This is a genomic window from Streptomyces yokosukanensis (assembly GCF_001514035.1).
Taxonomy (GTDB): Bacteria; Actinomycetota; Actinomycetes; order Streptomycetales; family Streptomycetaceae; genus Streptomyces; species Streptomyces yokosukanensis.
The window spans coordinates 564572-583438 of the sequence record NZ_KQ948210.1; the positions used below are offsets into that span (position 1 = coordinate 564572).

Below are 18867 nucleotides of genomic sequence, written 5' to 3' on the forward strand. Positions count from 1 at the left end.
AGTTCGTTATGCCGATCTAAGTTCTACTTGTCGAACTTAGATCGCGTCAAGTTATAGTGGTGGGCATGTCCGCTGATCCCCGCCAACGCCGCGCAGCTCGCCACGCCCAACCCGCAGCGGAGGTCGCCGCGTCGGCACCACGCAAGAAGCCGATCACCGTCGAACGGATCACCGACGCCGCCCTGGAAGTCGTCGCCACCGAGGGGTATGACGCGCTGACCATCCGCCGGGTCGCCGCCGTGGTCGGCACCGGTCCGTCGTCGCTGTACGCGCACATCGTCAACAAGGACGACATCGACGATCTGCTGATCGGCAGGCTCTACGCCGAGGTCGTGCTCCCCGAAGCGGACCCGACTGCCTGGCGCGAGCAGTTGCTCGGGGTGTACACACAGATCCGCGACCTGTACCTGAAATACCCTGGAGTCTCGCGCGCCGCGCTGGCCACGGTGCCGACCAACCTGGAAACGCTGCGGGTCGGCGAAGGAATCCTGGCGATCCTGCTCGCGGGGGGCATCGAACCGAGGACGGCCGGATGGGCCCGCGACGCGCTGTCCCTCTACGTCAGCGCCTACGCACTGGAGCAGTCGCTGGTCCAGCAACGGCGCCGGCACCAGGATCACGAATGGGTACTCAGCCACGAGGAGTTGCTGGACCGCTTCACCGCACTGCCTGCCGAGAAATTCCCGCAGACTCGACGCCATGCCGCCGAGCTGATCTCCGGCACCGGACACGACCGCTTCGAGTTCGCCCTCGGCCAGCTCATGAACAACCTGCGGCCCGCATCCGGTTGACCTGCGGCGTGCGGTGACCACATGACGCCGAGACGAACCAGCAAGATCACCCGCTTGGATCGCGCGGACTGTACCAACCGGGGCCTCATCGAAATCGGCCGGCCGCGACGTTCATCGCGGCCTGCACCGAACGTGCCGAAACCTCCCAGCCCCGGCCCCGGACGCCCACCCGGCTCGAAGAACCACCACAGAGCCGACCACCACGGGGGCGGACTGGCCCTGGCCACCGGCCGGCCCTACCGGCCACCGACCCACCACAAGGTCGGCACCAAGCCCCGACGGACTGGATGAACGGCAAGCGTGCCATTTCAGGCGCAGGACACTAGCGCCGCTTGCGCTTCTTCTTGCTCCGGTTGTCTGGGCTCGGCTTGGCGCCGCTCGGCCGGCTAGGCGCCGTCGGGTTCGCCGCGGCCTCGCGCAGGCCGATCCGGCGAGTCTGCCAGACAGTCAGCTCCCACAACCCGATCGCGACGCCGACTCCCACGACGCCGACGGGGAGGGAGCTGAAGTCGGCATCGGCGGGCTGCGGGTCCAGCCAGCCGCTCGGGTCCACCAGCAGGTGCTCGGTGGTGCCCGCGTCCTCCGTGCCGTTGCAGCCCATGCCGACGATGTCGGCGTGGTCCATCGGCCTGCCGTCGGTCCTTTTCAGCCTGCAGTGGTAGATCCGGCCGGTCTTGCCCTTGGTGGTGTACACCGAGGTGATCCGCACCTCGGTACGCTGCCCCCGGCTCTGCATCAGCGCGGCCTGGAAGACCAGCCCGGAGCCGAGCACGACGGCCAGTCCGATGATCAGCCCGGCGAAGAACACCCACCCCTTGGTCTCGGTCGCCATCAGCACCGCGATCGCGAGAGCCACGGTCAGCACACCGAGGATCAGCGCCGCCGGAAACCAGTCCGGGCTGGTGCCGAGCACGCCGATGCCCACCATCAGCAGCGGGACGAGCGCGACTGTGCGGGCGAGCCGCCGCACCACGTGCGGGGGCCAGGCCACGTTCTTCCGGGACCCGGGCGCCATCAGCGGCCCTCGAACCGGCGCTGCCCGACCCGCCGGGACAGCCAGACCAACAGCTCGAAGAGCACGAGTACCACCGGCAGGGCCCACGCGGCGATGTCGATCCCGCTGTAGTCCGTCTCGGCCGGCTCCGGCGCCGTCCAGCCGTGCGGGTCGACGAGCACGTCCTCGGTCTGCCCGACTTCCATCGGCCCGTCGCAGGAGTCGTTGCCCAGCTCGGCGTGGTTGAGCGGCTTGCCGTCCACCCGCCCCAGAAGGCAGGTGTACTCCGGCCCGTGCTTGCCCTGGTACGTCTTCACCGAGGTGACCCGCACCTCCACCCGCTGCCCTTGGTGCGCCATCACCTCCGCCTGCAGCACCGGCCCCGGCCCGGACAGCGCGGCGATCCCCACGATCACCCCGCCTACGATCAACCACCCGTTCGGCGCTGCGGTGATCATCAGCGAGAGAGTCGCGATCAGCGCGAAGGTCCCAAGCACCAGTCCGAGCCCGCTCCAGTCCGGATTGGCGGCCAGCAACGACAGCCCGACGATCACCGGCGGACCGAAAAGCGCCATCGTGGTGAGGCGGCGGACCTGCCGGGACGAAGCGGCGGTGGCTATTCGAGGCACGGCGTCAGTGTGACGAACGGGGTCGCCAGACTGAAGAGCGGGGTCCATCACGGTCTGCGGGGGCGGAACCTCAACCTCATCGGGTTCCGCCCCGCTGCCGGATCGGGCCGGTGTCCGGCCCGGGGCGCCGGCCCGATGAGGAGTCGTCCGTCGTGCTCCCGCGCGGGACCGGATGCTGTGGCACGGGTCGCCGCGCAGGATCTGGCGAATCGCGTCGGTTTCCGGGCCTTCCACGGCCGCGTTCGCGGCGGCTTCGGCCAGGGCCCGCCGCGCGCGGAGGTCGGGGTCGCGGGCGAGGTGCAGGGCGGTCCTGTGATGGCGGGCGGGGAACCTCATGCACAGGACGGCACCGGCCTGGCGGACGCCGAAATGGTCGTGGGTGGCGAGCAGTCCGGGGTCGACGATGCCGGCGATGTCGTTCGGGAGCCCGCACAGCGCAGCGGCCGCCTCGTGGACATCGTGCTCGTCGCGGCTGCCTGGCAACTCGGTCGCCTGGTCGCGGACCCAGGCGTGCTCATCAGAACTGGAGGCCGCGGGAGCAGCGAACATGAGCGCAGAGCCGCGCAGCGACGCCGACCCGATGTTGACCTGGAACGCGCTCAGAGGGTGCGGGCGGTCCGTGAGCACCTCGCCCAGGTAGCTGTCGGACTCATCGCCGACCACCAGGCTCGTGGTGTTGTCCGGGCAGAAGGCAAAGTGCTCGGCCGCAACCAGGAGAGCCTCATGCTCGTTGGCCGGTGGCGCGGCGACGCTGAGGTGCAGCGTGGAAAAGCCGGCCGCGACGACACGGGCGCCGAACCGGCGCTCCCAGTCACGGACGACCGCGGAGAACTTCGCGGTGTCGTTGTCGTCGTTGCAAGGTCCCGCCCATCCCGCAATCGCCAACGCCTCGGCACCGGACGCTGCGGCGACCAGCCCCAGACGTGCCTCTGGGCGGTCGGCGAGGAACGCCTGCGCGCACTCGGCGGCCGAATGGTCAGGGTTCGTAGCCGTCTCCCGGCTGGGTCGTGGCGTGCCGGGGAGGACATCTGCTCGGGGAAGACCTCCCCGGATGCCCGCGGGCGGAATTCATCGTCGTTCGCATCCAGCGAGTCGAGCAGCAGAGGCCACAGGTCGGAGCGCGCGTGTTCGGCATGCATCCGCGTCCAGAGCTGGGCCGTGGCCGGCCCGTCGCTGAGCCACAGGGGCTGTACGCCTCCGTCGCCTTCATCCGTTGTGACCACCCGACCGGACGGAAGGAGACCCTCAACGGAACCGGAGAGCGCTTCGGTCAGCTGTCCCACTTTCATGGCGGGCGCCCTGACCGGGTGCACTGACAAGGATCACCTGTTCAACAGCGGCGGGCGTCGAGCGCTTCGTCGTTGTTCCAGAGGACGGGCATGGCTCCGACGGGTTCGAACCGGATCTGCGGGTCGTTGCTCTGGACCAGGCAGATCAGACGGCGGCGAAGTACGGCTGCTTGGCGGGCCTGGTCGGCGATGATGTCCAGGACGACTTGCGCCGACCTGGGGCAGGTTGTCGCGAACCGGTCGTAGTCAGTGAAGACAAGGACCAGTCCGGCGCCTTCGGGAGCATCGTCGTAGCCGCCGTAGCAGGCTACGTCCCCGAGGCAGTCGTTGAGCGCGTCAAGGTTGCGACCGTAGTAGTCAGGAAAGTCCAGAGCCGTGGCAATGGCGCGGTGCATGTCCCGCTCCGTGTTCCATTGGCCGGCTTCCAGGCGGATCACACGGAAGCCGCGGTCTTCGAGACGTTTCGCCGCCTGTGTGAGGAGACACTTGCGCCAGAAGAGGGTGACGAAGGTGTTGATCATGTACTCGATGCCGGGAAGCCGGGTGGTCGTAGCGGTTGGCGCCGGATGCTGCGCCGCGTCGCTCCGGTAGGCGTCCAGGAGGCGGAAGAACTCCTCGACGGGAGTCGAGCCGTCGGGGGTGTTGCGTTCGATGTCGGCTGCCCAGCCGAGCGGGCTGCTGCCGCCGAGGCGTGTCCCGAGCCACTGGCTGAAGGCTCCGCCGTGCCAGAAGTCGCAGGGGTCGTCGATGGAGTGCACACCAAGGGCTACCTGGTAGCCGATCAGCATCGTCTGCAGATCGTGGACTGAGCCGCCGGACAGCCACATGCCGGGCCGGAGACGGATCTGGTCCAGGAAGTCGTACACGTGCGTGCAGTCCTGCCAGTGCTTGGCCGTGGGGGCCGGGAGGTCTTCGGTCGACATGTTCCGACCCTATGGTGCGAACAGGTGCTGTCGTCGGCCGGAGGGGCGTGAGCGCAAGGCGATCACATGCGGTCGGCTGGTGCCGGGAACGATGCGAAGTGGGGTGGCCGTCAGGCGAGATCGCTTTCGTCGTACTCGCAGACGTCGGAGGCGGGCTGGGTGGGCAGGCCGAAGGAGCACCATGCGGAGGTGCCGGGCTGCAGGGATGAACCTCTGAAGGCCTCCTCCTGCCGCGCTGGATCAAGGCGGTCGAGAGCAGCGACCTGCCGCCCCCGCACTGCTTCACCCGCGACCTCTACAAGGACTTCGACGCCGTGACCGCCAGGCTGACCCTGCCCTACTCCAGCGGTATGGTCGAGGGTCACGTGAACCGGGTCATTCTGTGGAATCAGCAGTGTCAAGCCGTGTGCTTGTGCATCACATTGAGGTAGTGCCGATCGCGGTGCGGCACGTGGTTGTCCCGTCCCGGCAGGCTGAAGACCGCGCAGACGTCGGCGGGTCGGGTGATGAGGCTTGCCTGCCGGCCGAAGGTGAGGGTGCTGTTGACCGCATGTCGGCAGCCTGCGTCGTCCAGGGCGGCGATCAGCTCCTCGCGGAGGACGGTGGCGTCGAATGACTCGGAATCGGGCAGGACGAGCGGCGGAAGTTCGGCGGTCGAACCGGGCCGGAGGTTGATCCAGATCCCGCTGACGGCTCGCTGAGTGACCACGAGCCCCAGCCCGTCCCAGGAGTACGGGTAGCCGTCGATATCGGGTCCCTTCATGATGTGGGCGGGGTGCGGGCGCCCCGGGCCGAGAAGGATTTCAGCCTCAGCCAGGGTCATTCCGCAGTTCAGGGGCCCGATCCGGCCAGTGCGGGAGAAGCCGACGAGTACATCCATCAAGGTCACGACAGTGACTGTGACACTCTCCCGAGCCACTTCGCACTCCGATATCAGCGCGACGCCGGGACTGCGCTGCCTTGCCGGACGGCGATGAGCGGCAGAAGGCGTGCGGTGGCACCGCGCTCCGCCTGCAGTTCGGCCCATGTCGTCTGGGCCCGTTCATGCATGATGACGGGATGAACCATGGCGACCAGTGCTTCCACGTCATCGTGCTGTCGAACTTCGCGAAGGGCTTCGACAAGTACGCGAACGCTTACGGTAAGGCGGGGATTCCGGAGAGTACCTATCCCGACCGGTTCCACCTGCTGACCCGAGCGGAGTTGGGAATCGGCATCGGCAAGGCGCGACGCTTGCTGGACCGTCTGGCCATTCCCGGTGACCGGCTGTTGGTGCTGGAAACCATGGTGGACCCCGACAAGCTGGTGCCCAACGTGTCGACCGGCCTCGGCATGGAACTGCACGAGGCTCGCATCCGGCTGTCAGCAGTCCATGAGCTCGACCAAGTAGGCGACGAGTTCACTTTGCGCCCGACGACCGTCGAGGATGCGATGGCGGCCTCCCTGCACCTGCATGGGTCGGCACAGGGCCGCTACGCCGACACGCGACCGCGCTCGGTGTCGCTTCTGCCAGTCGCCTCCGCCTGCCAAGCCCGGTGTTCGTTCTGCTTCTCCTCGGCTTCGATCTCCAGCGACCAGGCGCCGGCACGGGTCCCGTGGGACGCGGTCGCCCACTGGCTGGAGCGCGCCCGTGCGGCGGGTGCCGAACGTGCAGTGATCACCGGCGGCGGGGAGCCCACCCTCATACCGTTCGAGCAGCAGCTGCGACTGGTGTCCGCCTGCTCGGCGGTCTTCCCGAAGGTCGTCCTGATCACCAACGCGCACACCCTGGCGAAAGGCCGGCACGCCGACCGGGCCGGCCGCCTCGCAGCCCTGAGCACCGCAGGCCTGAGCGTGCTGGCGGTCTCCCGGCACCATCAGGACGACGCCGTCAGCGAGCGGCTGATGATGCTGCGCACGCCGGTGAACTCCGTGATCGACACCTGGCGCGTGGAACGTGACCGCTGGCCGGGGCTGCGGATGAGGCTCATCTGCGTGCTCCAACACGGCGGCGTCGCCGATGCGGCCGAGGTCGCCGACTACCTTTCGTGGGCCGCGGCTCTCGGCGTCGAGGAAGTCTGCTTCAAAGAACTCTATGTATCCACCAGCACCGAGTCGCTCTACTTCGACCGCGCCGCCAACGTCTGGAGCCGAGAGCACCAGGTTTCGCTGTCCATCGTCACCCGGTTCGCCGAGCAGCATGGCTTCGTACTGGCGAGCCGCCTGCCCTGGGGCGCGCCGGTCTACCACGGCAACTGGGACGGACGGCCGATGCGGATCGCCGCCTACACCGAGCCCAGCCTGCTCTGGGAACGCACCAACGGGATCGCACGCAGCTGGAACGTCATGGCCGACGGGCGCTGCTACGCCTCCCTGGAAGACCGGGCCAGCGAGATCGTGCCGGAAGGTGCGGCGACATGAGGTTCGAGGAGTTCCAGGAATTCCGCCAGCGGCAACTCAGTGCTTTCCCGTCGCTTCTGGACGCCGCCGAGACCAACGTGTACCGGGCGCTTGCTCCGATGCGACCGGAACCGCCGACCGACATGAGTACGGTGCACCGGTGCGATCTCGCCCGTGCCTGGCTGCGGCGCTTCGAGCTGCCGGAGGAGTGGTCCGGCCACGCCATGGTCTGTCGAGGGGTCCGGCACGGGCTCGGTATGGTGTTCGACTGGCTGCGCACCGTGCAAGCGCGGTTGTGGCTGCCCAGCGACGTGTACCCGGTCTACTTCGAGCTGGCCCGCGCTGCGGGCCTGGAGCCCGGGTCCTACCCGACGCTACCGGCGCCGGTCCTGCCGAGATCACCGGCGGACCACCGACCCGAATACCTGCTGCTCGCCAACCCCAGCAAGCCGCTCGGCCGACACCTGTCCGATACCGAGTGCGCCGCCGTGATTTCGTGGTTGCGGGAATCACCACGCCGCCGCCTGCTGATCGACAGCGTCTACGACCTGGGAGCCCCGTTCGCTGCCGGCACACAGCGATTGCTGGACACCGGTTGCGCGGTCCTACTGCATTCGGTCACCAAGGGATGGCTGTGGCCACGCACATTCGGCGTGGTCCTGCTGGGTCCGATGCAAACCGAATTGACCGAAGCGTTCCGGGCGGATCCGCCGACACCGGCTCAACTGAGGCTCGCCGACCGCCTGCTGACCAAGCACAGCGAGGTGCCCCGGCAGGTCGTCGATGAACTGGCCGCACGGGCTGAGCGGCTGTTCGAACGGTTGCCGGACGACGTGCTCGGGGCGATTCCCACGGCGAGCCGGACGTGTCCCGGCAACTATTTCTTCCCGGTTGAAATCCCAGCGGAGACGCTCCGGCGTGAGTGCGGCGTGCTCGCCATGCCGGTCAGCGTGTTCGGGGAGAGCAGTTGGTCCGGCTCCATCCTGACCAGCCTTGCTGACACTTTCGGCCCGACGCCGGCGGTGGCGCGATGAAGCCACTGGAGGACCTGGCCGTTTACGACGATGCGGACTTCTACGATCAGGAGTTCAGCGCGCGCACCCACGACATCCCGTTCTTCCTCAGCCAAGCGGTCCAGGCGGGCGGTCCGGTCCTGGAGGTGGCCTGCGGGACCGGGCGCATCACCCTGCCGATCGCGCGGGCGGGTGTCGAGGTCACAGGGCTTGACATCATGCCCTCGATGCTTGCGCGTGCCCGTCGGCGGGCCGAGGACGAGCGACTGCCGGTCGAGTGGCTGGAACAGGACTGCCGAGACATCCGCTCCGACAGGCGCTTCGCCCTGGTGTTCTCGGCAACCAACGCGATGCAGCACCTGCACGACCTGGATTCCGTGGTCGCGTTCCTCGCCTCGGCGCGAAACGTGCTGCGACCAGGCGGGACCCTGATCCTGGACGTGTTCAACCCCGACATGGCCAAGCTGTGCCGGCTCCCGGAGTCGCCCTACCACCACAAGTCGGTCGCGGACCGGGACGGGGCGAGGCTCGACGTGCGAGCGACGACCAGCTACGACGCCGCCGCCCAAGTGCTGCGCTTCACGCTGGACTACCTACGCGACGGCGTGTGCGTACGCACCAAGAAGGTCAGCATGCGCTGCTTCTTTCCCGAGGAACTCTTGGCGCTCTGCCGGCTGGCCGGTCTCGACGTCGCGCAGCGCTACGGGGACTACGATCAATCCCTGTTCACGAGCACCTCGCCGAAGCAGCTCCTGTTCTGCCGCTCCCGAACCGCCAGCGGCCAGATCGGCGATCCGCCGTCGGTACCGGTCATGCATCCGAGTTAAGCCAGCACCGCATTCCGGGCAACATGCCTGTTCGGAGGCCGCACGAGCGGTGATCCTCTCACCAGCGGCCGTTCTCTCACGCGACGTTGCTCGACACGTCGAAGCGTGAAGAACGGCCGTCCTGCTGCCTCAGGAACGAACCAAGATCAGCAGGTCAGGTGAACCGGCGAGGTCGAACAACAAGCTGATGCCTGGCTCTGGGATGCGGGCGAGGTCTGGGCCCGGTCGTCCGGGTGGTGTGATCGCCGTCGCTGTGCATATTCGTGTGGCCCTTTAGAGTCGTTTCGCATTTCTTCGATGGCGTCGGCGCGCCCTTGACTGTGTGCGCCGTCTGGCGCCCGATGTGACACAAGCGGGCTCCACCGTGTGGCGATGGAGCCGTGCCTCAAGGAGGAACGTTCATGCAGGCCCGGAGGATCGGCGCCGTCGCCGCAACAGCAGTGGCGCTGGTGGCAGCCCGCGACCTTGTCCAGAAGCGGCACGCACTGCTGCGGAACTTCCCCGTGATCGGGCACGCCCGGTACCTGCTGGAGACGATCGGGCCGGAGCTGCGGCAGTACATCGTGACCTCCAACGAGGAGGAGCGCCCGTTCAGCCGTGACCAGCGCACCTGGATCTACGCGTCGGCGAAGGAGGAGAACAACTACTTCGGGTTCGGAACCGAGGTCGACGTCGAGCACGTCCAGGGGCACGCCTACCTGAAGCAGCGCACCTTCGCCGGCGCTCTGCCCGACACACATGACCCGCAGGCCCCGCTGCCCTCGGCCAAGGTGCTGGGCGGGCCGCGCGGGCGTGCGAAGGCCTTCCGGCCGGCGAGCGTCGTGAACATCTCCGCGATGAGCTTCGGCTCGCTCTCCGGCGCGGCCATCACGGCGCTCAACAAGGGAGCGGCGCTGGCCGGCACGATGCACAACACCGGCGAGGGCGGCCTGTCGCCGTACCACCGCAATGGCGGCGACTTGGTGCTGCAGATCGGTACCTCGTACTTCGGCTGCCGCAACGAGGACGGCAGCTTCAACCTCGACAAGCTCAAGGACGTGGTCGCGAGCGCCCCCGTCAAGGCGATCGAGATCAAGCTCTCCCAGGGTGCCAAGCCGGGGCTGGGCGGGATGCTGCCGGGCGCCAAGGTGACCCCGGAGATCGCCGAAATCCGCGGCATACCCGTCGGCAAGGACTGCGCCTCCCCCTCGCGGCACAGCGCGTTCGGCGACGTCGACTCGATGCTGGACTTCGTCGAGCTGCTCGCCACCGAGACCGGTCTGCCGGTCGGAGTCAAGAGCGCGGTGGGCGAGCTGGGCTTCTGGCAGGAGCTGGCCGCCCTGATGGCGCGTGGTGACCGTGGCGTCGACTTCGTGACCGTCGACGGCGGCGAGGGCGGCACCGGAGCGGCGCCGCGGATCTTCGCCGACTCGGTGTCGCTGCCGTTCCGGATGGGCTTCTCCCGGGTCTACGGCACCTTCGCCGAGCTCGGGCTCACCGACGAGCTGACCTTCATCGGCTCCGGCAAGCTCGGCCTGCCCGAGAACGCCGCGGTCGCCTTCGCTCTGGGTGCCGACATGATCAACGTGGCCCGTGAGGCGATGCTGTCGATCGGCTGCATCCAGTCGCAGAAGTGCCACACCGACAAGTGCCCCACCGGCATCGCCACCCAGAACCAGTGGCTGGCCCGCGGCCTGGACCCGACCTCGAAGGCCACCCGGGCCGCTGTCTACCTGCGCACCCTGCGCAGGGAGCTGATGAAGGTCTCGTCGGCCGTCGGCGTCGCCCACCCGGGACTCATCACCGCAGACGACATCGAGATCATGAACGGCGACTACGAGGCCCGCACCCTGGCCGGCGTCTACGGCTACAAGGACGGCTGGGGCGAGCTCGGCCCGCACCTCGCCAAGGAGATCACCGAGCTGCTCGTCGGTACACCGGCCTCCACGAACACCCGGCCGGAGTGATCGCAACGTGTCCGAAGAAGTGAGATTCAAGAGCGTCGTCGGCCCCGAGCTGGCCGGGTCGATCGACCTGCCGGAGGGCGAGGTCCGGGGCTGGGGGATCTTCGTCCACGGATTCACGCTCGGCAAGAACTCGCCGGCCGCCTCACGGGTCAGCAAGCAGTTGGCCCGCGAGGGGATCGGCATGCTGCGCTACGACAACCTCGGGATCGGCGATTCCGACGGCGACTGGGGTGACGGTTCCTTCACCGTCAAGGTCCAGGACACCGTCCGCGCGGTAAACCTGATGGCAGAGCGGGGGACTCCGGCGGATCTGCTGGTGGGTCACTCGTGGGGAGGCGCCGCCGCCATCGCTGCGGCGGCCGAGGCGACCGGCGTCCGCGCGGTCGCCACGATCGGGGCGCCCGCCGACCCCAGCCACGTGGAGCACCAGTACGACGCGGTCGTCGACCGCGTGCTCAGTGAGGGGCAGCACGAGTGGTTCGTCGGCGGGCGGACCCTGGTCCTCAAGCGCGCCTTCGTCGAGGACGTCCGCCGTGCCCGTCTGCACGACCGGGTCCGTGAGTTGGACCGGCCGCTGCTCGTGATGCACTCGCCCACCGACGACACTGTCGATATCGCCAACGCCGGGGAGATCTTCCGCGAGGCGCGGCACCCGCGAAGTTTCGTCTCGCTCGAAGGAGCAGACCACCTCCTGACCTCACGAGGGCAGGCGCGGCGAGCCGCCCACATCATCAGCGCCTGGGCCGACCAGTACATCCACGCCTCACGACCCGTAGGAAAGGACGTCTCGGGTGCTTGAGAGGTCGTTTTCACCTGATGAGAGCAACTTCAGGCGCCCCAGTACAGCGCTCTCGCCTCTCGCGTGACAGGCAGGGGCGCAGTGACGCCTCAGAAGTGACTGCGGCCATGGGTGTCACACCGTCCGGGGACGGCCGCCCGCCCAAGCGCCCCGAGCTGCTGCCGTACGAGGGCCGGGCGTAGCCTCCCGGTCATGAGAGGGGCCGGGGCCGATGGAGCCGGTGTCCCAGCTGGGCGGGAGGGCGCCGGTCTGGTGGCGCGCGGCCGAGCCGTGCCACGCGGAGGTGCCGGCGGAGCCGGCCGTGCCGGCCGGCAGCGCACCGTGACGCGGGTCTCGTAGCTTTCGACGATCGGGGGCGCGGCGCTGGCCTGCACAAACCGCCAGTAGAATCTGGACACGTGACTTCTGCTCCCGCCAAGCCCCGCATCCCGAACGTCCTCGCCGGACGCTACGCCTCCGCCGAGCTCGCCACGCTCTGGTCCCCCGAGCAGAAGGTGAAGCTGGAGCGGCAGCTCTGGCTCGCCGTGCTGCGTGCCCAGAAGGACCTCGGCATCGACGTGCCGGACGCGGCGATCGCCGACTACGAGCGTGTCCTCGACACCGTCGACCTGGCCTCGATCGCCGAGCGCGAGAAGGTGACCCGGCACGACGTGAAGGCACGGATCGAGGAGTTCAACGACCTCGCCGGGCACGAGCACGTGCACAAGGGCATGACCTCCCGTGACCTCACGGAGAACGTCGAGCAGCTGCAGATCCGGCTCTCGCTGGAGCTGATGCGCGACCGCACGGTCGCCGTGCTGGCGCGTCTCGGCAAGCTGGCGGGCGAGTACGCCGAGCTGGTCATGGCCGGCCGCTCGCACAATGTGGCCGCGCAGGCCACCACCCTCGGCAAGCGGTTCGCGACCGCCGCCGACGAGCTGCTCGTCGCCCACGGCCGCGTCGAGGAACTGCTGGGCCGCTACCCGCTGCGCGGCATCAAGGGCCCGGTCGGCACCGCGCAGGACATGCTGGACCTGCTGGGCGGCGACGCCGGGAAGCTCGCCGAGCTGGAGAACCGGATCGCCGGGCACCTGGGCTTCGCGCAGGCGTTCACCTCGGTCGGCCAGGTCTACCCGCGCTCGCTGGACTACGAGGTCGTCACCGCGCTGGTGCAGCTGGCGGCGGCGCCGTCCTCGCTGGCCAAGACGGTCCGGCTGATGGCCGGGCACGAGCTGGTCACCGAGGGCTTCAAGCCGGGCCAGGTCGGCTCCTCCGCGATGCCGCACAAGATGAACACCCGCTCCTGCGAGCGCGTCAACGGCCTGATGGTGATCCTGCGCGGCTACGCCTCGATGACCGGTGAGCTGGCGGGCGACCAGTGGAACGAGGGCGACGTGTCCTGCTCGGTGGTGCGCCGGGTGGCGCTTCCCGACGCGTTCTTCGCGCTCGACGGCCTGCTGGAGACCTTCCTGACGGTGCTCGACGAGTTCGGTGCCTTCCCGGCGGTCGTCGCCCGCGAGCTGGACCGCTATCTGCCGTTCCTGGCCACCACCAAGGTGCTCATGGGTGCCGTGCGGGCCGGGGTCGGCCGCGAGGTCGCGCACGAGGCGATCAAGGAGAACGCCGTCGCCACCGCGCTCGCGATGCGCGAGCAGGGCGCCGAGCGCAACGACCTGCTCGACAAGCTCGCCGCCGACGAACGGCTCCCGCTGGACCGTGAGCAGCTGTCCGCGCTGATGGCCGACAAGCTGTCCTTCACCGGCGCCGCCGCCGACCAGGTCGGTGTCGTCGTCGGCCGGATCGAGGAGATCGTCAAGCAGCACCCGCAGGCCGCGGGCTACACCCCCGGGGCGATCCTCTGACCCGCCTGACGAAGACCGACCTGGAGGCCGCCCGCGACCGTCTCGTACCGGACGTCGTCGCGGACGGCCTGCGGGTGCTGTTCTGCGGGATCAACCCGGGTCTGATGACGGCGGCGACCGGTCACCACTTCGCCCGCCCGGGCAACCGCTTCTGGCCGGTGCTGCATCTGTCCGGTTTCACGCCGAGGCTGATGAAGCCGGCCGAGCAGCGGGAGCTGCTGTCGTACGGACTGGGCATCACGAACGTCGTGGCGCGGGCGACCGCGCGGGCCGACGAGCTGAGCGCCGAGGAGTACGTCGAAGGCGGGCGGCTGCTCACCGCGAAGGTGGCGCGGCTCAGGCCGGGCTGGCTGGCCGTGGTCGGAGTGGGCGCCTACCGGTCGGCCTTCGGTGATCGCACGGCTCAAGTGGGGCCCCAGGAGCGGACGTTCGGGGACACCCGGGTGTGGGTGCTGCCCAATCCCAGCGGGCTGAACGCGCACTGGACGGCGGCGACCATGGCGGCGGAGTTCGCCCGGCTGCGGGACGCCGCGTCGGTCTGAGCGGTCAGGGCGGGGGTGTCCGGGTGACCGCGGCCAGCAGCCGTATCTCGTCCGCCTCGTCCCGGTCGGCGACGCCGAGGGCGACCCAGCGGCCGGTGTCGGTCACCTGCCACACGTCCAGCTCGTCGGTGAGCAGGCTGAGGGTGGCCCAGGGCTCCGGTATCGCCTCACCCCGGCCGAGGCGCAGCCGCACCGTCAGCTGGCCCCAGGGCGGCTGACGGCCCCAGCGGTCGTGCAGCCGCTCGGCTACGGCCTCCCGGTACGCCCGGAAGTCCTGCGCGGTCCCCTGCCGCGCCCCGGCGTCGCCCGCTCGCATCCCGTGGCTCGCCGCTAACTCCACGGTCCGGTGACCGGGTCCCGGCGCACCCGGCTTCGGCGCGCCGTCCGGCGCGGGGAACTCCCCGGCGCACAGCGCGTCGATGACGGTCAGGCACTTCGCGATGTCCATGTGCTCCAGTAAAGCGGTCGCCACTGACAATTGGCGGGGCGTCAGGCGTCTTTGCGGTGCAGGCCCCACCCGCCGGCCGGCAGGGCGGCCGTCGACCACAGCGCGGTCATGGCGAGCCCGCTGTGGGTGCCGATGCCGATGCCGACTGGTCGGCATCCGTCCCTTCATTCGCACCCAGGCGGTGATCGCCGCGTACGAGTCGGGGTTCGTCGAGCCACGCCGAGTCACCGGCCCTCGCACCCTGCCGCCGGCCCCGATCCGGAACCCGGCACTCGCCGGGGGTGCGCCGGGACGAGTACGATCCGGCCATCACGCCCGCGAGCTGGAAGGACGGACGGGTGGCGCAGCTGACCGGCGGCGATCCCTCGCTGCTGCGAAGGATCAATTCCGCGGTGGTACTGCACGCGCTGCGTGCCACGGACTGCGCGACGCTCACCGAGGTCACCCGGGTCACCGGACTGTCCCGGCCGACGGTGGAGGGCGTCGTCGAAGGGCTCATCGAGGGCGGACTCGTCGTGGAGGCGGCGGCCGACGAGGGCAGTGCGCGCCGTCAGGGGCGCCCCGCGCGCCGGTTCCGGTTCCGGGCCGAGGCGGGGCATCTGCTGGGCCTGGAGGTCGGGCCGCACCGGGTCGCCGCGGTCCTGTCCGACCTGGACGGGCGGGTGCTGGGCACACAGGCCAAGGAGGTCGCGGAGACGGCCACGGCGGACGAGCGGCTCGACCGGCTGCGCGGCGCGGTCGCCGAGCTGCTGCGGCGCGCCGGGGTCGCCCGCGGCTCGCTGCGGGCCGTGGGCGTGGGCACGCCGGGGATCGTCGAGGCCGACGGTACGGTGCGGCTGAGCACGGCGCTGCCGCAGTGGACGGGCCTGAGGCTCGGCGAGCGGCTCAGCCGCTCCTTCAAGTGCCCGGTCCTGGTGGAGAACGACGCCAACGCGGCGGCCGTCGCCGAGCACTGGAAGGGCGCGGCGGCCGGGACCGACGACGTGGTGTTCGTGCTGGCCGGGCTGAGCCCGGGCGCGGGTTCGCTGATCGGCGGGCGGCTGCACCGGGGCTACGGCGGCGCCGCCGGGGAGATCGGCGCGCTGCATCTGCTGGGCCGGGAGGCGACTCCGGAGAGACTGCTGTCCACCACGGACGAGCCACTGCACCCGCTGGACGAGCAGGCCGTCGCCGAGGTGTTCGCGCTGGCCCGCGAGGGCGACCAGCGGGCGCGGGCGGCCGTCGAGCGGTTCATCCAGCGGCTCGTGCACGACGTGGCGGCGCTGGTCCTGGCGCTCGATCCGGAGCTGGTCGTGATCGGCGGCTGGGCGGCCGGTCTCGACGGCGTCCTGGAACCGCTCCACCGCGAACTGGCCCGCTATTGCCTGCGGCCGCCACGGGTGACGCTGTCCCTGCTGGGCGAGGCGGTCGTGTCCACGGGGGCGCTGCGCCTGGCTCTGGATCATGTCGAGGAGCAGCTCTTCGCGGTGGGCGGCACGACGGCGCGGCGCTGAGCTGCCGCTGTCCCGCCACACGGGCCGGGTGCGGGTCGCCGTACCCGTCCGGCCGCGTTGTGGCTGGTCGGGCCGTTGCCCGCGCGCCCGGGGAGTCGTCCTCGCCCGGCATGCGCCGAGGCGCGGAGGCTGGGGAACGGATTCCCGGGGAGGGGGTAATCCGTGTGCCCCGGCCGCGAGGCCGGGGCACACGGGTGATCAGGAGGCGCGGCGCTCCGGGTCGTGGTGTATCTCCACGTCGGGTGAGTCGCCGAAGGTCAGCCGGCAGGTGTCGGCGCGGTAGGTCGCGACGGACAGGGCGGCGGTGCGGCCCGCGGCGAAGAAGCGCGTGGTGACGACCAGGACGGGCGAGCCGGGGAGCCGGTCGAGTTCCTTGGCGTCGTCGGCGCGGGCGGAGCCCAGCTCGACGGCGCGGTCCTGGCTCTCGAGCGACAGGTGCTGGAGTTCGCGCAGCACCGCACGCGCGCGTGCCGCGCCGGACGGGGTGTCGATGGCGGTGAGGTCGGGGACCGAGGCCGCCGGGACGTAGAGCAGTTCGGTGGCGACCGGCTGGCCGTGGGACATCCGGGAGCGGCGCACGGTGTGGACGGGCTCGTCCGCGCCGGTCTCCAGGGCCGCGGCGACGGACGCGGGCGGCGCGGCCTGCTCGCAGTCGACGGGCTGCCAGGCGTCGGAGGCGGCGCCCGGCCAGGCGTGCTGCTCGGTGCCGACGGCCACGCCCACGCGCGGGGGCGCGACGGTCGTACCGACGCCGCGGCGGCGCTGCAGCCGGCCTTCCAGCTCCAGCTGTTCGAGGGCCTGGCGGAGCGTGGCGCGGGCCACGCCGAAGCGGGCGGCGAGGTCGCGTTCGTTGGGCAGGATCTCCCCGACCGAGAACTCGGAGTCCAGTGCCTCGGTGAGTACGGTCTTGAGATGCCAGTACTTCGGTTCCGGCACCGATTCCAGCTGCGTGGTCCCCACCCTGTCCTCCGCAAGAGCCGTGGTCCGGCGGTTTTTAGCGCCCTTGTTTATTAAAGGTTGTTTCACTTCTCTGCGACCATAGGGCGGCGGTCACCCTTGGTCAAGACCAATCCTCGATCCCTTGCGCAACACAGAGGTGACCTGCCGCGGAGCGTTCATGAGGCGTTCGTACGCGGTGGTGTGTGTGACATCGCGGCAAAGCCCCCGTCGCGGGACGGGGGCTCGCGGGGCGCGTGGGGGTCAGTCGGCGGCGAGGTGCCGCAGCTTGTCCGGGTTGCGGACGATGTACAGGGTCGTGACGCTGCCGTCGGCGATGTCCAGCTGGAACAGGCTGTCGGGCTTGCCCGCGGACAGGATCAGCACGGCCGGGCCGCCGTTGGCCTCCAGCAGACGGTAGGACGGAGCGGGCGGCCGCCGCCGCGCGACACCGGCCAGGAAGCGGACCACCTTGTCGGCGGTGTGCAGGATCCGCAGCGGCGCCTTGGCCTTGCCGCCGCTGTCGCCGATCAGGCGGACGTCCGGGGCGAGCAGGGACATGAGCCCTTCCAGGTCGCCGCGTTCTGCTGCCGCGAGGAAACGTTCGGTCAGCTCGCGTCGCCGGACGGGGTCGACCTCGTAACGCGGGCGCCGTTCGTCGACGTGCCGCCGCGCGCGCCCGGCGAGCTGCCGTACGGCCGCCTCGCCGCGGTCGAGCAGGGCGGCGATCTCGGCGTAGGGGTAGCCGAACGCCTCCCTGAGCACGAAGACGGCCCGCTCCAGCGGTGACAGCGACTCCAGGACCACCAGTACGGCGAGGGAGACGCTGTCGGCGAGCACGGCACGGTCCGCCGCGTCCGGGGCGAGGTCGCCGAACTCGGTCAGGTAGGGCTCCGGAAGCCATGGACCGACGTACGCCTCGCCGCGCGTGCGCACCTGGCGCAGCCGGTCGATGGCCAGGCGGGTGGTGATGCGCACCAGGTAGGCGCGGGGTGCGCGGATCTCCGCGTGGTCGGCGCCGGACCAGCGCAGCCAGGCGTCCTGGACCACGTCCTCGGCGTCGGCCACCCGGCCGAGCATCCGGTAGGCGACGCCCATGAGCAGCCGGCGGTGGTCTTCGAAGACGTCGGTCGCGGTGTCGGCGGTCATCGCCTGATCCCATCCGACACGCGCCGGGTGTGTCCATCCGGAATCGGCTCGTCAGCCGTCCGCCCGGATCACAATGACCGCGGACCGCCGGGGGTCGGCGGACTGTGACCTGGAGGTGGCCGATGCGGTACGCGGTGCTGGGCACGGGCGAGGTGGGCCGGACGCTGGGCGGCAGGCTGGTGGAACTGGGGCACGAGGTCACCCTCGGTTCTCGCACCAAGGACAATCCGGTGGCGCTGGAGTGGGCGACGGCCGCGGCGGAGCGGGCCCGGGCCGGCACGTTCGCCCAGGCGGCGGCGTTCGCCGAGGTGGTCGTCAACGCGGTGAGCGGCCGGGTGGCACTGGACGCGCTGCGGGCGGCCGGCGCGGAGAACCTCGACGGCAAGATCCTGGTGGACGTGTGCAACCCGCTGGCCTTCGAGGACGGGGAAGCGCGTCTGGATCCGGTGGAGTCGGACAGCGTGGGCGAGCAGATCCAGCGGGCCTTCCCGCACGCGCGCGTGGTGAAGACGCTGAACACGGTCAACTGTCAGGTGATGGTGGATCCGGGACGGGTGCCCGGCGCGCACCACCTGTTCGTGTGCGGTGAGGACGCGGAGGCCAAGCGGCGGGTGACGGCCATGCTCGGAGAGCTGGGGTGGCCGGCGGAGCGGGTGCTGGACCTGGGCGGCATCCGCGCGGCACGGACCGTGGAGATGTATCTGCCGCTGTGGCTCACCATGATGCGGCGGTTCGGGACCGCGGACTTCAACATCGAGGTGCACCGGGCGCTTTGACCGAGGTCGGCGAGCGGAGGCCCGCACCCTCGGGGGCTACCGGCAGGTAGCAATTGCTGACAAGCTGTCTACAGCGTCCGTCAGCACCCAGA

17 protein-coding genes are annotated in these 18867 nt (G+C 70.1%); 10 read left to right on the plus strand and 7 right to left on the minus strand.

The window, feature by feature from the left end; genetic code table 11:
* Window positions 1–65 precede the first annotated feature (65 nt).
* Window positions 66–791, plus strand: a complete 726-nt coding sequence (locus AQI95_RS15320) for a TetR/AcrR family transcriptional regulator (RefSeq protein WP_067122897.1) — start codon at window positions 66–68, stop codon at window positions 789–791.
* Between the two features lie 322 nt (window positions 792–1113).
* On the opposite strand, the gene AQI95_RS15325 is transcribed toward AQI95_RS15320, so the two are convergent.
* The 4 genes from AQI95_RS15325 to AQI95_RS15340 all read right to left on the minus strand — a co-directional run bounded on the left by AQI95_RS15325 (window position 1114) and on the right by AQI95_RS15340 (window position 5515).
* On the minus strand, window positions 1114–1806 hold the full coding sequence (locus AQI95_RS15325) for a hypothetical protein (protein WP_067122901.1): 693 nt from the start codon (window positions 1804–1806) through the stop codon (window positions 1114–1116).
* A complete protein-coding gene (locus AQI95_RS47325) occupies window positions 1806–3299 on the minus strand; it encodes a DUF4253 domain-containing protein (protein WP_067122904.1) in 1494 nt (497 codons plus the stop codon). The genes AQI95_RS15325 and AQI95_RS47325 overlap by 1 nt, the downstream gene beginning before the upstream one ends.
* Window positions 3300–3744: 445 nt before the next feature.
* Entirely contained in the window at window positions 3745–4626 is an 882-nt protein-coding gene (locus AQI95_RS44835; RefSeq protein WP_244188748.1) for a barstar family protein, read from the minus strand.
* 397 nt (window positions 4627–5023) lie between these two features.
* Window positions 5024–5515 (minus strand): hypothetical protein, encoded by a 492-nt coding sequence (locus AQI95_RS15340; protein WP_067122907.1) that lies wholly within the window; start codon window positions 5513–5515, stop codon window positions 5024–5026.
* A 170-nt stretch (window positions 5516–5685) separates the two neighbouring features.
* Here AQI95_RS15340 and AQI95_RS15345 point away from each other — a divergent pair, with 170 nt between their 5' ends.
* The 7 genes from AQI95_RS15345 to mug all read left to right on the plus strand — a co-directional run bounded on the left by AQI95_RS15345 (window position 5686) and on the right by mug (window position 13973).
* On the plus strand, window positions 5686–7026 hold the full coding sequence (locus AQI95_RS15345) for a radical SAM family protein (RefSeq protein WP_244188749.1): 1341 nt from the start codon (window positions 5686–5688) through the stop codon (window positions 7024–7026).
* On the plus strand, window positions 7023–8039 hold the full coding sequence (locus AQI95_RS15350; RefSeq protein WP_067122910.1) for an aminotransferase class I/II-fold pyridoxal phosphate-dependent enzyme: 1017 nt from the start codon (window positions 7023–7025) through the stop codon (window positions 8037–8039). Before AQI95_RS15345 ends, AQI95_RS15350 begins: the two co-directional genes overlap by 4 nt.
* Window positions 8036–8845 (plus strand): class I SAM-dependent methyltransferase, encoded by an 810-nt coding sequence (locus AQI95_RS15355; RefSeq protein ID WP_067122913.1) that lies wholly within the window; start codon window positions 8036–8038, stop codon window positions 8843–8845. The genes AQI95_RS15350 and AQI95_RS15355 overlap by 4 nt, the downstream gene beginning before the upstream one ends.
* Before the next feature lie 401 nt (window positions 8846–9246).
* Entirely contained in the window at window positions 9247–10791 is a 1545-nt protein-coding gene (locus tag AQI95_RS15360; RefSeq protein ID WP_067122916.1) for an FMN-binding glutamate synthase family protein, read from the plus strand.
* Between the two features lie 19 nt (window positions 10792–10810).
* A complete protein-coding gene (locus AQI95_RS15365; RefSeq protein WP_244188750.1) occupies window positions 10811–11590 on the plus strand; it encodes an alpha/beta hydrolase family protein in 780 nt (259 codons plus the stop codon).
* Window positions 11591–11988: 398 nt separating this feature from the next.
* The gene (gene purB, locus AQI95_RS15370; protein ID WP_067122922.1) at window positions 11989–13431 is read left to right on the plus strand and encodes an adenylosuccinate lyase; all 1443 of its coding nucleotides are present in this window, start codon (window positions 11989–11991) and stop codon (window positions 13429–13431) included.
* 104 nt (window positions 13432–13535) lie between these two features.
* A complete protein-coding gene (gene mug, locus AQI95_RS15375) occupies window positions 13536–13973 on the plus strand; it encodes a G/U mismatch-specific DNA glycosylase (RefSeq protein ID WP_244188751.1) in 438 nt (145 codons plus the stop codon).
* Window positions 13974–13977: 4 nt separating this feature from the next.
* Here mug and AQI95_RS15380 read toward each other — a convergent pair whose 3' ends face one another.
* Window positions 13978–14421 carry a hypothetical protein gene (locus tag AQI95_RS15380; RefSeq protein ID WP_067122928.1) on the minus strand — a complete coding sequence of 148 codons (444 nt, stop codon included), beginning with the start codon at window positions 14419–14421 and terminating at the stop codon, window positions 13978–13980.
* A gap of 338 nt (window positions 14422–14759) precedes the next feature.
* Here AQI95_RS15380 and AQI95_RS15385 point away from each other — a divergent pair, with 338 nt between their 5' ends.
* Window positions 14760–15914, plus strand: coding sequence for an ROK family protein (locus AQI95_RS15385; protein WP_067123188.1), 1155 nt, complete (start codon window positions 14760–14762; stop codon window positions 15912–15914).
* A gap of 198 nt (window positions 15915–16112) precedes the next feature.
* On the opposite strand, the gene AQI95_RS15390 is transcribed toward AQI95_RS15385, so the two are convergent.
* A complete protein-coding gene (locus AQI95_RS15390; protein ID WP_067122931.1) occupies window positions 16113–16874 on the minus strand; it encodes a GntR family transcriptional regulator in 762 nt (253 codons plus the stop codon).
* 240 nt (window positions 16875–17114) lie between these two features.
* Complete coding sequence (gene sigJ, locus AQI95_RS15395; RefSeq protein WP_067122935.1) at window positions 17115–17999, minus strand: RNA polymerase sigma-70 factor; 885 nt, start codon at window positions 17997–17999, stop codon at window positions 17115–17117.
* A 122-nt stretch (window positions 18000–18121) separates the two neighbouring features.
* Here sigJ and AQI95_RS15400 point away from each other — a divergent pair, with 122 nt between their 5' ends.
* Complete coding sequence (locus AQI95_RS15400) at window positions 18122–18775, plus strand: NADPH-dependent F420 reductase (RefSeq protein ID WP_067122938.1); 654 nt, start codon at window positions 18122–18124, stop codon at window positions 18773–18775.
* Window positions 18776–18867 lie beyond the last annotated feature (92 nt).